The organism is Ignavigranum ruoffiae, assembly GCF_900110675.1.
GTDB lineage: Bacteria > Bacillota > Bacilli > Lactobacillales > Aerococcaceae > Ignavigranum > Ignavigranum ruoffiae.
Window position 1 is genome coordinate 125503 of record NZ_FOEN01000002.1, and the last position, 14318, is coordinate 139820.

General features: G+C 41.4%; 10 protein-coding genes. 2 read left to right on the plus strand and 8 right to left on the minus strand.

The features are described from left to right. Positions 1-91: 91 nt before the first annotated feature. The 6 genes from BMX34_RS02750 to BMX34_RS02775 form a co-directional block, all read right to left on the minus strand. A complete protein-coding gene (locus BMX34_RS02750) occupies positions 92-793 on the minus strand; it encodes a glycoside hydrolase family 73 protein (protein ID WP_092570542.1) in 702 nt (233 codons plus the stop codon). A gap of 11 nt (positions 794-804) precedes the next feature. After that, a complete protein-coding gene (locus BMX34_RS02755; RefSeq protein ID WP_092570544.1) occupies positions 805-1329 on the minus strand; it encodes a hypothetical protein in 525 nt (174 codons plus the stop codon). Between the two features lie 102 nt (positions 1330-1431). Continuing rightward, positions 1432-3243, minus strand: a complete 1812-nt coding sequence (locus tag BMX34_RS02760; RefSeq protein WP_092570546.1) for a serine hydrolase — start codon at positions 3241-3243, stop codon at positions 1432-1434. A gap of 81 nt (positions 3244-3324) precedes the next feature. Then, entirely contained in the window at positions 3325-7188 is a 3864-nt protein-coding gene (locus BMX34_RS02765; protein ID WP_092570548.1) for an FtsX-like permease family protein, read from the minus strand. A 34-nt stretch (positions 7189-7222) separates the two neighbouring features. Next, a complete protein-coding gene (locus BMX34_RS02770) occupies positions 7223-7924 on the minus strand; it encodes an ABC transporter ATP-binding protein (protein ID WP_092570550.1) in 702 nt (233 codons plus the stop codon). A gap of 9 nt (positions 7925-7933) precedes the next feature. Continuing rightward, complete coding sequence (locus tag BMX34_RS02775; protein ID WP_092570552.1) at positions 7934-9127, minus strand: class I SAM-dependent rRNA methyltransferase; 1194 nt, start codon at positions 9125-9127, stop codon at positions 7934-7936. 130 nt (positions 9128-9257) lie between these two features. Between BMX34_RS02775 and BMX34_RS02780 the strand changes: the two genes are divergently transcribed. Further along, the gene (locus BMX34_RS02780) at positions 9258-9836 is read left to right on the plus strand and encodes a TetR/AcrR family transcriptional regulator (protein ID WP_092570554.1); all 579 of its coding nucleotides are present in this window, start codon (positions 9258-9260) and stop codon (positions 9834-9836) included. 532 nt (positions 9837-10368) lie between these two features. Here BMX34_RS02780 and BMX34_RS02785 read toward each other — a convergent pair. Next, positions 10369-11430: a hypothetical protein gene (locus BMX34_RS02785; RefSeq protein ID WP_143440719.1), complete on the minus strand. Its 1062-nt coding sequence runs from the start codon at positions 11428-11430 to the stop codon at positions 10369-10371. A gap of 179 nt (positions 11431-11609) precedes the next feature. Here BMX34_RS02785 and BMX34_RS02790 point away from each other — a divergent pair, with 179 nt between their 5' ends. Further along, positions 11610-13067 (plus strand): NCS2 family permease, encoded by a 1458-nt coding sequence (locus tag BMX34_RS02790; protein WP_200793404.1) that lies wholly within the window; start codon positions 11610-11612, stop codon positions 13065-13067. Between the two features lie 86 nt (positions 13068-13153). Here BMX34_RS02790 and BMX34_RS02795 read toward each other — a convergent pair whose 3' ends face one another. Next, a complete protein-coding gene (locus BMX34_RS02795) occupies positions 13154-14308 on the minus strand; it encodes a metallophosphoesterase (protein ID WP_092570558.1) in 1155 nt (384 codons plus the stop codon). Positions 14309-14318 lie beyond the last annotated feature (10 nt).

Genomic DNA, 14318 nt, shown 5'->3' on the forward strand with positions numbered 1-14318 from the left:
TGTCACCTCCATTAATATCTTTATTATTTTAGCATATCTAATCCTTTTTGTAAGGATATCTTAATGAATTTATTGACTCTACTTTGAATTATTAGGGACTAGTCTGATCATATTGATCAAGTTGCCAAGTTTCAATCATATCAATTAACTTCTGGGCATAATCAGGATCGGTTGCATAGCCCGCCTCAGCCAAGCCCTGAGCTTGACTCTGATAATCTTTGCCCTCTTTGACTGCCTGATAATAATTGGGATCCCAGGTTGTACCATAATAGATTAATTCAGCATGGGCTCGCATCGAACTAGCCCAATCTGGATAGACTTTGAAGCGATCCTCCATCTCAGTCATTTCGCCATCAATGAATTCTAAAGTGGGTAAATCCACCCCTGCTGGATCAGAAGCTTCCGTCTTTACCCCATATAGATTATGATATTGGGCTGATAACTGACTTTCGCCAAAATTAGATTCCAAAGCGGCTTGGGCCATGGAGATACTGGCGAGTATCCCGTATTCTTTCTGCAAAGTTTGGGCGATTGGAGCAATTTCTTCAATAAAATTTGCCTGTTGTTGATAGGTTATCGTCTGTGGATCTTGATTTTGACCCGGGCTAAAATTTATCCATTTAAAAACCAGCACAAGAAAGAGACCCAGCAGAACAAATAAAAAAATAGTCAAACAGCCGATTTTTTGGAGAAATTTCGGCTTAAATTTTTTCCATTTTTTTATCAGCGGATGTTGTCTGGGTCTTTTCTTAATGGTTTTACGTTTATAAGTTTTTGCCTTTTTTGTCGGCATCGGCATCACTCTTAATCTTTGTCTTTTAGTTTTTCACTTTCATCATCGAACCATTGGAGTAAGCGGATCTCATCATGACCAATTTGTTGTTGAATGACTCCAGGCAAACGATACTCAATAATATCATTATAACCCCAGAAATTGTAATCAGCAATCACCCGCAGAATGACCATGTTGGAACGGCGTAGACTGTCTTCTTCATTCTCTTCGGTTTGAGCCCATTCGACCCGAGCATTGCCATGATTCATCCAAGTCTTGCCAATTTGATATTTCAAGAAATGGTATTCGCTGACCGGGTCAATCATCCCAGGCATAATTTCTGAATTGCGGACGACTTTTTGTACGAGCATCCATTCATAATCGGTAAAGAGGGTTGAGAGAATTTGAACGTTCTCATATTTTAGCCCTTGTTCGCCCTTCTTCCAGCGGTCCCAGGACTGAGGCGAGATGCCCAACTTTTCCGTATAAAAAGCTTTCTCACTGATATACTTTTCGTTAATCGCCCGAACGACAATATCAATTAAAGATTTATTCATATTCATCACCTTTTACGTGTATTTTTAATTAATTATACACCCTGAAAGTGTGTGATGCAAAAAAGAAACCGACACGAAGCCGGATTCTTTGTAGTCACAGAATTAATTTCCTGAAGTATATTGATAACTTTGAGTGGCTTCATTCCAGAACCAGGTGACTGGAATCGGATTCCCTGCTTCATCTGTAATGACAGGTAAGGAGACATTGCCTCGACCTTCCACATATTGCTCAGAGTATTGTGGCGTTGGCTCAGCGGTCACGGCCGGTTCTTCACCAATAATTTCAACCTGAGCATTCTGACTTGTCGCCTCAGTTTGTTCCGTACTTTCTTCGCTTGTGGTCTCTTCTTCGGTTGAAGTGACTTCACCCGTAGTTAATAGTTTCATACTATCTTGCACGGCTTGGCGAATACTATCTACACTGGCTTCAGCATCTTCCATTTCTGAAGCGAGAATGACTAAGACATAAGTTTTATCTTCTCCTTCAAGGATCGCTGAATAATATTGTTGTTTACTATTATCATCAACGGAAGTAATCTCATAACGACGACGGACGTCAGTTAGGTTCTCTTCTGGATACTTGCGTGAGATTGGCGTTTGAAGCAAGGCTTCTTTCAATTGTTGGTCAGTTGTCTCATTGATTAATTGATCTTGTGCCAGCTTTTCTAGCAATAGCACAATGTCCTTGACATTGGTCACAGCACCTTGGATACTTCCAGTCTCATCGCTGGCCAACTTATTGGTCACTTTCGTTCCAAAGTAATTTGATTCATTTAACCAAAGATTGAAGTCATTAGGACCCCCCGTCGCTTGAATCAGGTGATTCATCGCGGTCACATCTTGTTGCTGAACGACCAAGCGAACAAGCGATTCTACTGAATATTCACTTTCAGGTTCAGCTTGGGCAAATTCACCTTGATCGCCTTCGGCAATCAGTTGTTCATTTAATGGAATTGTTTGGTCCATGGTCAAGCTATCTTGGTCGACGGCTTGATACACTCGTTCAAGAATAAACCAAGCAATCATCGCATCAGCATCCACTGATTGACTATCGTAGACAAGAGCCCCGTCTTGATCTGAACCGACTTCTTTAATCATCGCAGAAACTTTTTGGTTGGTGCCGGCTACTTGGTCATAGATTTCATTAAACTGATCGAGTTGAGCTTGATCCAAATTGTTCTTAGGTAACTTATAGCTTAGACTTTCTTTGAAATTCAAATCCTTGGCTTCAATCACTAAATTTTGTTCTTGGTTACCATTCGATAAGACATCTGCACTTGGATCATTGAAAGAGATGGTCAGGCGATTGCCTTCTTTAATTAAAGAATATTCATCTTCAATCACTTTTTCTTGACCATTGCTCATCAATTTAAAACTAAAAGTATCGCGACTAATCTTATCCACCGGTCCCTCGAGGTCTAAATTCACTTGCACAATCGGGAACTTATCTAGATTGACCTGGCTATCTTTCAATACCAGATCGGCCGCCTCACTTTGACTGGCTTCACTTGTCGCTTCTTGACCAGCCTGGGTCGTCGCTTCTTCTGCTGATTGAGAAGCCGCTTCTTCACTTGTTTCAGATTCTTTGGTTGGGGCTTGGGCAACTTGAGGTGACCCATTAAAGAATTGTTCAGCGCGTTTAAATAATTGAGGTCCAAACATAAATGCCAAAAACACCAGTAAGACCATCAGTAAGAGTTTGAACAGCCCCCAAATAAATTTACCGACGCCAGAGGCTTTCTTACGAGGTGTCTTAGGTACGATGGTAACTTCTTCAAATTCTCTTGTTTTAGGACTTTCTTCAAGGGGGGTAGTCTCTTGACTTTCAATCTTATCATCGCTACCAAATACATAACCACAATGGGCGCATTGATGTTTACTCCGGACTTTACGTCCACAATTTGGACACTGCATACAAAAAACCTCCTGTATTTTCCTCGATATATTCCTCTTTATTGTAGCATATTCACTTGACTTTTGTCAGTTAGAAATGGTCTATTCTACCGCCTTCAAGGCCTCAACCATATCAATATGTCGAATCTTTCGATGCATAACGGCCATGACAATCGCTGAGAACAGAATCGTAAGTAAGAATGAATAAAGATAACTTAGTAGATGGACTCGTGGGTAGAAGAGCACATCATTGAGCTGCATCGTCTTCATTATAAAATGAGTCAAACCATAGCCCATGGCCATACCCAGACCAGATCCTAAGAGGGTCAAGACCAATATTTCATCATAAATATACAGACTGACTTCGTGACTATAAAACCCTAAGACCTTAATCGTCGCTAACTCTTTCATCCGTTCCTGGATATTGATGTTGGTAAGATTATAAAGGACGACAAAAGCCAAGCCAGCTGCAGAGACGATCAGGACGACCGTAATTAAATCCAGACTCCCCAAGGAACTTTCAATGCCAGATGCTAAATCCGAAATTTCAAAGACGGTCAGAACGGTCTCTTCGTTCATTAAAGCTTCTTTAACTTGACGATGATTTTGACTACGATAATCCAAATAAAAGGCATTCACTACCGGTTCTTCTAACATGTATTTGCGATAATCATCCGCCGTCATATACATATAATGACCAATGTAATTCTCTGTAACCGCCTTGACCGGAATTTCTTGTTGGAGGTTACCGTAACTAATAGGTAGCCGTCCTCGTTCCTGACTCTTGACAAATTCTTCTAATCGTTCACTGATATAAATTTGACCTGGTTTCAAAGCAAGTTGTTGATCCGGAGTTTGCCGACGGTGAAGATGAACTAGTTGGTTAAAGCTGGTTAAATCCTGATCCAGCGGAACAATCAAATTAATCTCTTGATTGCTAATCTGATCGAGGCGACTTTGGATAGTGGCTTGATAAATTGGCACGTAGTTATTTATTTCTTGATTTTGCTTTAATTTATCTTCTATTTGCTGAACTTCTTCAGCTTCGGCTCCTTCATCCAAGATAACAATCGCATCAAAAGTCTGAATTTGCTTAAACTGCTGATCGATAATCCCCGAAATGGTATTGGAAATACCAAATCCAGTCACAATTAACATGGTACAACCCGCCACCCCTAAGAGCGTCATGGCATTGCGTCCCTTGTAGCGAATCAAATTACGCACGGTCATCTTGCTCTTAAAGGATAAAGCGCGCCAAATTAGTGAAATTCGCTCTAATAGAATTTTCTTCCCTGATCTTGGGGCTGGGGGCCTCAATAGTGAAGCTGGCGTCTCTTTAAGTAATTGTTTGGGTGAAGCAATGGCTGGGATTAGTCCTGTCGCTAAGGCAATCGCCGACACGGCCAAAATCCAGCCCATTGAATAGACAATGACGGGTTGATCGAACAGAAACATGATATTGTAAGCTTTGAGAATGACATTAGGAAAAATTGCATAACCACTAGCTAGACCAATCAACGTTCCTAAAAGGGTAGCTAATCCAGCATAGATAACAAACTTCTTCAAAATGTCCAGATCAGCAAATCCTAGTTGTTTCAAGGTTCCCATGAAATTTCGCTGTTCAGTGGTCATCCGCTTCACGGTAGTAAAGCTAACCAGTACCGCAATGAATAAAAAAAACATAGGGAAAATATTAGAAATCACATTGAGTTGATTGGCATTGTCACGGACACTCAAATAGACAGAGTCTTCTTGACTCAGTTTAATTAAAAACTCTGGTGTTAACAATTTTCGTAAGTCTTCACGGGCTGATTCTAGCGCCTGCTGGCCAGATTCAATCTGAGCTAGGGCTCCAGGATAAGTTGAAGCGAATTCCTTTGATGCAGATTGATAGGCATTTTGACCAGACTGATAGTCTCTTTCGGCCGCCGAAAGTTGCTGGCGCCCCTCTGCTAAAGAAGCTTGACCCGCTTCTATTTGAGCCTGGGCGTCCACCAGTTGTTGCCAAGCTACTGCCAATTGATCATAACCTGCAGCTAAGGCGTTCCGCCCACTCTCTAATTGCAAGCGACCTGCTTCCAATTCCCGGCTGGCGCTCTCAAGCACGCTGGGTGATAATTGCTGATAGGAAGCAATTTCTTGCCAAGCTGAGGCTAATTCCTGGCTAGCCTGGTCGAGCTGTTCTTTCTGGCTATAATATTCTTGCCAGCCACTCTCTAGTGCATCTTTCCCTTGGATGAAATCCTGAATTCGACTTTGCCAAGTTTGGTACAAGTCACTTTGACGGATGGATTCAATTTGGACTTGATCGAGTTGCTCTAATAAACTAGCCAATTGATTCGCCAACGCTTGAGAATTATTCTCTTGAATTTGACTCTCTTCTAAAGCTGCATAAGCCTCTAATATTTCTTGATCAAGCGCCTGTAATTCAGCCATCATCTGATCCAATGTAGCTTGGTCGATTGCTGAGTCAGCTTCTTCGCCTGATCCGGTTTCATCTTGATTCCCTGCTTGACTTAACAAGAATTCAATTTGATCGGCTAACTGGGCCCGTTCTGCTTCTAACTTAGCTAAATCAGTCGCAGCGTTAGGCAAATCGGTGGTCGAATTATCGGCTTGTTCCGATTGCAAGGTTTCAATTTGGCGTTTGATTTGATCAATGAGGCCAGGATAATCATTGACTAAAGATTCCAACTCGGCAAGATTGTCAATGCCAGCAGGTAAGAGGTCTTTAAGTTGAGCCTCAATGGCTGAGCGAGCCGACTCATAAGTCGCTTGACCAAATTCTAGCTGTTGGCGACCAGATTCTAGTGCCGCTAAACCAGATTCTAGTTCAGTCTGATGCTGAGTCAGATTAGCAATTATCTCGGCAAGACCACCATTTAATAAACTCTCGGCCAATTGATATTGGGCGAGTCCTTCTTGATATGAAGCTTCATAGCCATTCAAAACCTGTTCTTGTTTGGCTATTTCTTGAGCACCCTGATGATATTCTTGATAGCCTTGTTGATAGGCCTGCCAACCCTGGTCAATTCTTGCTTGACCGGCTTGTAAATCGGCTCGACCCTGTTGAATTGCCAAACTAGCCGAATGCAAATTACTTCCTTGCTGTCTTAAAGCCTCTTCGCCACTTTCCAATTCTGATGAAGCTTGTTCAAGTTCGGCTTCTTGCTTGGCTAACTCTTCTTCAGCCTCCTGGGTCAACTGACTCAACTTGGCCTCACCTCGACCATCGAGTGCTTTATTGATTGCTTCTTTGTCTTGTTTAAGTCGATCTTCCCAGCTGCTTTCATAAGCTTTTTGATTACTTAAATAACGATCCCAAAAGAAGGCATCCGTATAAATATCCGCTTGAATCGCCTCGGCTGTCGAAAGGGCAAAAATATCAATCGACTCATTACCGCGGTTTGTCCGTTCGAAATAAATGGGACTCTCAACGAAACCAACTACCTTAAAGCGTTCTTGCTTCAAATGGGGTGCCTGGTCGTCTGCGCTCTCTTTCGATTTATTAGTTAAATCAATCCAATCACCTAAATTGACCGTCAGATCTTGATTGTCCTGATAATAATCCAATAATTGACTATCCAAAGCAATTTCATTATCTGCTTGGGGCCATCTTCCTTTGTTGAGTTTAAAGAAATTCTGCTGAGGATCCTTGGCTAAGGGGTAGACCTTGACCGTTAAATCACCTGGCGTCAAATTCACACGAGCCGTACTGATTGGCAACCAATCGACCTCCACTTGGGCCAATAAGTCTAAATCTGCTTGATTAATGCCATAAGTTCCTTGAACTTGACCATGGGGAAGATGATTTTCGCGGAAATACTTCTGACTGGTCGCAATCATCGACGGCCCTGCAGCCTTAATCCCTATAAAAAAGGCAACCCCCAAGGCAATAATCGCCAATATCGATAAAAAGCGGGGAAAGGACAATTTAATCTCCCGCCAGACATCTTTCCATAGCATCTTCTTCCCCTCCTTTCTACTTGAAAATAACACACTACCATTTTATTTCTTCCACACGTTTAGGATGGTCCACCTGCTCAATCTCACTGACTTTACCGTCATTAATCCGAATTACTCGGTGGGCCATTTGGGCAATCGTCGAGTTGTGAGTGATGACCACAACCGTCGTATTAAATTGAGCACCCATTTCCTGCAATAATGCCAACACCTGTTGTCCCGTTTCAAAATCTAAAGCCCCAGTAGGTTCATCAGCCAAGAGTAACTTCGGCTGACTGGCGATGGCTCGGGCAATCGAAACCCGTTGTTGTTCGCCCCCTGATAATTGGGCCGGGAAATTATCCAAACGGTGGCCTAAGCCACATTGTTGAAGCACTTGATCAGCATCTGCATGACTTTTTGAGATTTGAATCGACAGTTCTACATTCTCGCGGGCGGTCAGATTGGGTACTAAATTGTAATTTTGAAAGACAAAACCGATATTTTCACGGCGGAATTTAGTTAACTCTTTATCAGAGTAATCGGAAATATCCTGACCATCGACCCATATTTCGCCCGAAGTTGGATGATCCATCCCGCCTAATAGATTCAGGGTTGTCGATTTACCTGCTCCTGAAGGGCCTAGGATTACGGCAAACTCCCCCTGCTCAATCGTAAAAGAAACTCGGTCATTGGCCTTGGTCACAATATCACCGGTACGATATTCTCTTGTCACATCAATAAATTCAATATAGGCCATACGAACCTCCTAACAAGTCCGATAAAATACTAAGACTTTCAAGTATTGACTTTGCGGATCTTCACTGGTCGGGTAGTCTTCAGGCAGATCAAAGGATTGAATTAATTGACATTTCCCTGGATGCTGATTGGCGACTTCAATCATCTCTTGACGGAAATCGTTACTATCATAGCCACTGTGATTGGTAGAAATGATGGTCATCCCCCCTGGCTTAGTCAGGGTAAATAATTCTTCAGCCAAGCTAGGGTAATCTCGATCGGCTGAGAAAACATATTTTTTAGTGCGGGCGTAAGTTGGTGGGTCGCAAACCACCCAATCGAATTGAAGTTGATGTCTTTTGGCATAACGTAAATAATCAAACACATCCATGATTCGAATTTCATGGTCGCTTTCGGCGAGATTGATACCATTCAAACTAAAATTATCAGTAATCCCTTGACGACTCCGATTCGCCACATCTACAGAAACCGTCTTCTCAATACCGGCTAAAGCAGCCACTAGTGAAAAAGCCCCCGTATAAGCAAATAAATTTAACAAAGACTCGCCTTGAGCCTGTTGGCTAATAAATAAACGCACATCTCGTTGATCGGTAAAAATACCAGTCATCCAGTCCTGACCCAGATAAATCGCAAAAGATACCCCATTTTCTAAAATCTTTAAGGGTTGAGGGGCCTGATCGCCCCAAAGATGTTGGATGGCTGCTTCATCGCCAGTCAAATCGAAACGCAGCGTCTGATAACACCCTTTGAAATCATAGGGACTGGCTTGCAAATAATGGTTTAACCATTGACGATAGGCATAGATTCCCCGTGAATACCAATTTATTTGTAAATACCCATCATAATAATCTAGGGTAAAGCCACCTACTCCATCCCCTTCACCATTAAATAGACGAAAAGCATTGGTCTTTTGTAAATCAAAACTTGCAAAACGTTGATCAATGGCTTGGACAAGACAATACTCGAAGAATTCTCGAGTAAAATATTGGTCTGCTCGAGTACTATAAATCCAGGCAAAGCCCTTATGCTGACGCCCCACAATCGCCTGGGCTAGAAATTCTCCGTTCGCTTGAGTCAAAGTAATGCGTTGACCCTCTTCCTCATTTTCTATGCCCTGACCGCTTAGGAAATCCTCTTCTGTAATTAATTTATATCCCTGAAGAATCTTTTGACTAGCTTCAGACTTCATTTTGTAAGTTGTCATAACTTTCCCCAATCTCCTATTCGTGTTATAATCGATCCGATGTTACAATTGTAACATCAACATGATTTGAGTACAAGACTCGAGCCCGCTGCTGTGACAATCCTAGCCATTTTGTAAAGGATGTGAACCAATGACAAGTTCGAACAAAAATAATCTAGAACTAAGCAAAGAGTCTTTACGTACCGCTTTGCTACAATTAATGCATGACACTCCACTTCATCAAATTAAGGTCACTCAACTTTGTCAAAAAGCTGGCGTTTCCCGAATGGCATATTATCGCAATTACCCCTCGCTCTTGGCCCTCTATCAAGATATCATCCATAGCTTCTTAGCCGAATTTCTGCAAAATTCCTACCACTATATCCAAGCAGGTCGCTGGCAGGACTTCTGGTTGGAATTCTTTACCTATATCCATCAACATCAGGATCTGGTTCGAATTATTCTAAATCATCAAAGTCAAAGTGAAATTCTTCATTACTTGAACCAATTATTTGTTCCTAAATACCAAGAAATTAGCCAACAACAGCAATATTATATCCGCGGAATCATCGGCCTGACCTATAATATAATGTTGGCTTGGGTTGAAAGTGATTTTAATTTATTACCCGAGGACCTGGCCCAGCTCTGCCAACAAATGATTCCATCCAGCCTAACTGACCAAGGACTTCATCAGTTTTTTCATCCAAAATCAGATAACCAAGACTCATAATCGATTTTTTAAAAGCAACTGAATATTTAGCAACATTCCTTAGATATCTATGGTGATAGGCCACGTAGAAATCCAAATCATATAAAAAAATACGAATCAGTATGACACGCAAGAAATAGAAGATCCACGCAGCTTACAAGTACTTAACGACTTGTCGCTTAGAACTTGTCTAGTGGTTCTAGTCCGGAAAAGCCTCATGCTTTGAAGGACGGTTACTTGCCTGTCAACTGATTCGTAGATTTTTTGTTCGATGATCATTCATATTTTAAAGCCATTAATTTGAGATTAAATGAATAGCTTAGGGCCTTATTTTTATAGAAGTGTTAGAACCATCGGATTAGCATACTTTACTCTCATCAGTCCCTTGAAGTCTTCGACTTTTAGGGACTGAGTCGTAAAAGTAAGTCTGGAGCTTATAATATAAGCGGAAGACGGTGCCCTGATGGTGCTTACACTTAATAAAAAAGACCTAAGCAAAATATGCTTAGATCTCAAACAGTTTATTGAATTTTATTAATTTTTACTACATTAATTAATCCGTCAGCAAACTCAATTCCTGGTTCAAATCCTCCAGACTTAAGCTATTTAAGTCACTTTCCTCAACGAGTGGTTCAGCCAATGGTTCCACATAAACACTCAACTGATAATTATGCGCTCGATACTTGGCCGTTTCATGATCAAAAATATTTAAATCAAAATCTTCCACCAAACCCACAAAATCCGCCTGATAAGTTAACATGTCAGGATCCACCAAGAAGGTATACTGGGTTAATTTATCAGAAACCGTCTTCGACTGGTATTGATAGATCATGTGGCCCACCTGATCAACCGCCTGCAATTGATTTAGCCGACCATTCAGCTGTAAACCCCAAGAAATAAATGGTCGATGCGCCTGCCATTCGAGACTAGCTTCTACATTTAAATTCTGTCCCGCCACTTCATCCGACAAATAATCTGTTCTTTGGTAAAAAGATACCGTTTGATCAAAATTTAATATTCCATCAGGAATCCCTAAACGTTGACTGCGAATGCCTAGACGTTGATCTTGAATGGCTCGAATCACTTGATAAGGTTTAAAATTTCTAACTTGGTTCAAAGAAGGTAGAAGCTGCAAAGATGGCGTCAATTGACTCACAAGCAAGTCAGAATTTCCTCTGCTCGGAATACTTACAAAAGTCTCTTCCAAGGGGAATGTCTGACCGATTTGCTGATAGGTCAACCCACTGACAAAACTCGGCTGAATTAACGAATCCAGGGCTAGGTAGTTTCTTTGTAAATCTTGAAAACTTAACAAGTGATAAGTATAAGGTTGTTGAGATGTCTCAGCAAGTGAACTCTCCTGGGTTGCCGGATAGAAATCTAATCTTAGGTCCATCGCCCCATGTTTTTGATCGACTAAAGCCCGGCCATATAATAAGAATTCACCAGTATTTTGATTCTTTAATTGATATTGGACTTGATATTGGTCCAGACGCCGAATTTTGGCCAAAGTTTGTTCAATGGATTTCATTTGCTGGAACTTACTAACCAGCAGCACTTGGCTATGAACTTGAATGGGTTCTATAAAAACAGGGCAAAGCATCAATAATGCCAAGCAGAAACCCCTTAATCTCTTTCCCATCATCATCCTCTTTTCTCAAACAATATTGCCATCGCTCTCAGCAAAAACACGAACATTAATCCTGAAAAAATTATTAATATTAGTTATTTTCACTTGCCTCTTTTAAATCGTGGTATACTCAGCCTACAAATTAATCATTGGAGGGAAAATTTTTGGAAAATTTCTTTAAACTAAAGGAAAACAACACTTCCGTTTCCACGGAAATTATGGCTGGGATTACCACATTCTTAGCGATGTCATATATTCTTTTTGTCAACCCTGCTATTCTATCACAAACAGGGATGCCAAGTCAGGCAATCTTTCTGGCAACTTTATTTGCTTCAGCCATTTCGACATTATTTATCGGTTTATTCGCCAATGTTCCTTATGCCTTAGCACCCGGAATGGGACTGAATGCATTCTTTACCTACACCGTCGTATTCAGTTTAGGTTTTACTTGGCAAGAAGCTTTATCCATGGTCTTTATTTGTGGTCTATTTAATATTCTAATCACTGTAACCAAAGTCCGCAAGGAATTAATTCGGGCCATCCCAGAATTCTTACAACATGCGATTTCAGCAGGAATTGGTGTCTTTATTGGCTATATTGGGATTAAAAATGCTGGACTGCTCCAATTTATTTCTGATGCACCGAATATCGTTTCAATCAATGGTGGTCCTGCCGATGCGACTTCTTTCCCGGAAGGTGTTTATACCGTCTTAACTAATTCAGCCATTGTGCCTGAATTGATTAAATTTAATAATCCATCGGTATTCTTAGCACTCTTAGGACTCGCCATCACCGTTATACTAATGATTCGCAATGTTAAAGGTGCTATTCTGATTGGTATTCTATTGACTTCGATTATTGCTATTCCAATGGGCGTGACTGATTTATCCAGTCTAAATATGGCTGAGAATTCGTTGGGTAATGCCTTTGGCGAATTAGGTCAAACCTTCCTCGTGATATTCACCCCAGCTGGTTTACCATCCTTATTCAGTGATTTAACCCGCTTACCGATTGTCTTAATGACCATCTTTGCTTTCTCATTATCCGATATCTTTGACACGATTGGTACCTTTATCGGTACTGGTCTAAAAACAGGTATTTTCACCAGTCAAGATATTCAAGACCTAGAGAATTCAACGGGATTTGATTCTAAGATGGATAAGGCCTTGTTTGGCGATGCGATTGGAACTTTCTTTGGCGCCTTATTAGGAACCTCAAATACAACCACTTATGTTGAGTCTGCTGCTGGAATTGGTGCGGGTGGACGAACAGGATTAACTTCAATCTCCACCGCAGTGATGTTCTTATTAGCGATGTTCCTAGCGCCATTTCTTAGCTTAGTCCCTGCTGCGGCCACTGCCCCAGCCTTGATTATTGTCGGCATCTTGATGTTAGCTTCAATCAAAGAAATTGAATGGGATGACTTCTCGATAGCGGTCCCTTCTTTCTTTACCGCCATCTTTATGGGCTTAGCCTACTCTATCTCAAATGGGATTGCAGCTGGCTTCATTACCTATGGTTTGATTAAATTATGTAAAGGCGAAGCCAAGGATTTACATCCATTAATGTGGATTTCGATTATCCTCTTCCTATTGAATTATGGTATTCTAGCTATTCTATAAGCATTCACTTGTAAGAAGCACATGAGGTGCTTCTTTTTTTGCGATTGATTGTAAAATTTACTTCAACAAATATTGATAGCAATCCATCATGTCATATAGCGACCTGAGTTGACTAAGAAATCGAACAGAGGAAAGATCAATCTTTGCCGACAGTACTTGCTCGGTAAATGTCCGGCAAGACTAAGAACTTCTTCGAAATCTCCCTGAACATCGGCAGCTTGCGCTGGCAATAAATGTGCTCCTCGCGAAGCTATGAGTTGGTTAAATTCTTCTTTATTAAATAGGTATTTAGCTAAAGAGAAGGGCTGGGGGATTGCCTGATACAGATCAGCCCAAGTCTCCGCCGATAAATCCCGGTAAACCCACTGATCCGGGAAAATTTCCCTCAGAGTCTGTAATCCATCTTGATAATCAGCAGGAGAATGAAACCAATCGGGGAAAGCTTGTCGATCCTCAAGTGGCCAAGGACGGTCTTTCAAAGGATGAATCCTTGCTTCAAGCCAACCGCCTTGCTCTGACCACAATAATTCGCCATAACAGCTTCCCTGACTACCGGCCTGAATAATCGCTTGGCCGGAAGGAATAATCTGGCTATAACTAAAGTGCTGATGACCACAAATTAAGCCCTTCACTGCTGGATAACTTTCTAAGAATTCATGAGCTTGGTCCGCTTGGTTCGGGTAAGTCCATAATCGATTTTGTTTCATATCTTTAATCAAGCCCCCATGGTAGGCTACTAGAATCAGATCGACCCTCTCTTCCAGTTGGTCAATCAGTCGGCCCACGCTGATTAGTGGATCTTCGATAAAGACCTCTAAACTATGTGCATGGGGCATGGTTTGCCGACATTCACTATTGAGAACGCCAATCATTGCCACCTTATATCCACGAATTTCTCGAATGATATAAGGATTAAAGCAAGCTTGACCTGATCGATCAAAGACATTGGCAGCAAGATAAGGCATCTCTAAAGCTGCTACCTGTGTCTTCAACCAAGCCAGACCATAATCTAAGTCGTGGTTTCCTATGACCATTGCATCAAAAGCCAAATCATTGGCTACATTGACCAAGGGAGAGATTTGATCAGTCTTAGCAAAGTAGCTGGCCAAGGGGCTGCCCGTGAAGAAATCACCATTATCAATAAAAATATCAGTTCCTGCACGAAAACTGGGTTTAGCTAATTCATACAAGCCTCGATCAAGGAAGCCATGGATATCGGTGGTTGCCGCAATCCTAATCATAATATTTCCC

Bases quoted from the DNA above. Each gene is read 5' to 3' on its own strand.
- BMX34_RS02755 (WP_092570544.1), bottom strand. From the start codon at position 1,329: ATGAATAAATCTTTAATTGATATTGTCGTTCGGGCGATTAACGAAAAG.
- BMX34_RS02770 (WP_092570550.1), bottom strand. From the start codon at position 7,924: ATGGCCTATATTGAATTTATTGATGTGACAAGAGAATATCGTACCGGT.
- BMX34_RS02760 (WP_092570546.1), bottom strand. From the start codon at position 3,243: ATGCAGTGTCCAAATTGTGGACGTAAAGTCCGGAGTAAACATCAATGC.
- BMX34_RS02765 (WP_092570548.1), bottom strand. From the start codon at position 7,188: ATGCTATGGAAAGATGTCTGGCGGGAGATTAAATTGTCCTTTCCCCGC.
- BMX34_RS02795 (WP_092570558.1), bottom strand. From the start codon at position 14,308: ATGATTAGGATTGCGGCAACCACCGATATCCATGGCTTCCTTGATCGA.
- BMX34_RS02780 (WP_092570554.1), top strand. From the start codon at position 9,258: ATGACAAGTTCGAACAAAAATAATCTAGAACTAAGCAAAGAGTCTTTA.
- BMX34_RS02775 (WP_092570552.1), bottom strand. From the start codon at position 9,127: ATGACAACTTACAAAATGAAGTCTGAAGCTAGTCAAAAGATTCTTCAG.
- BMX34_RS02750 (WP_092570542.1), bottom strand. From the start codon at position 793: ATGCCGACAAAAAAGGCAAAAACTTATAAACGTAAAACCATTAAGAAA.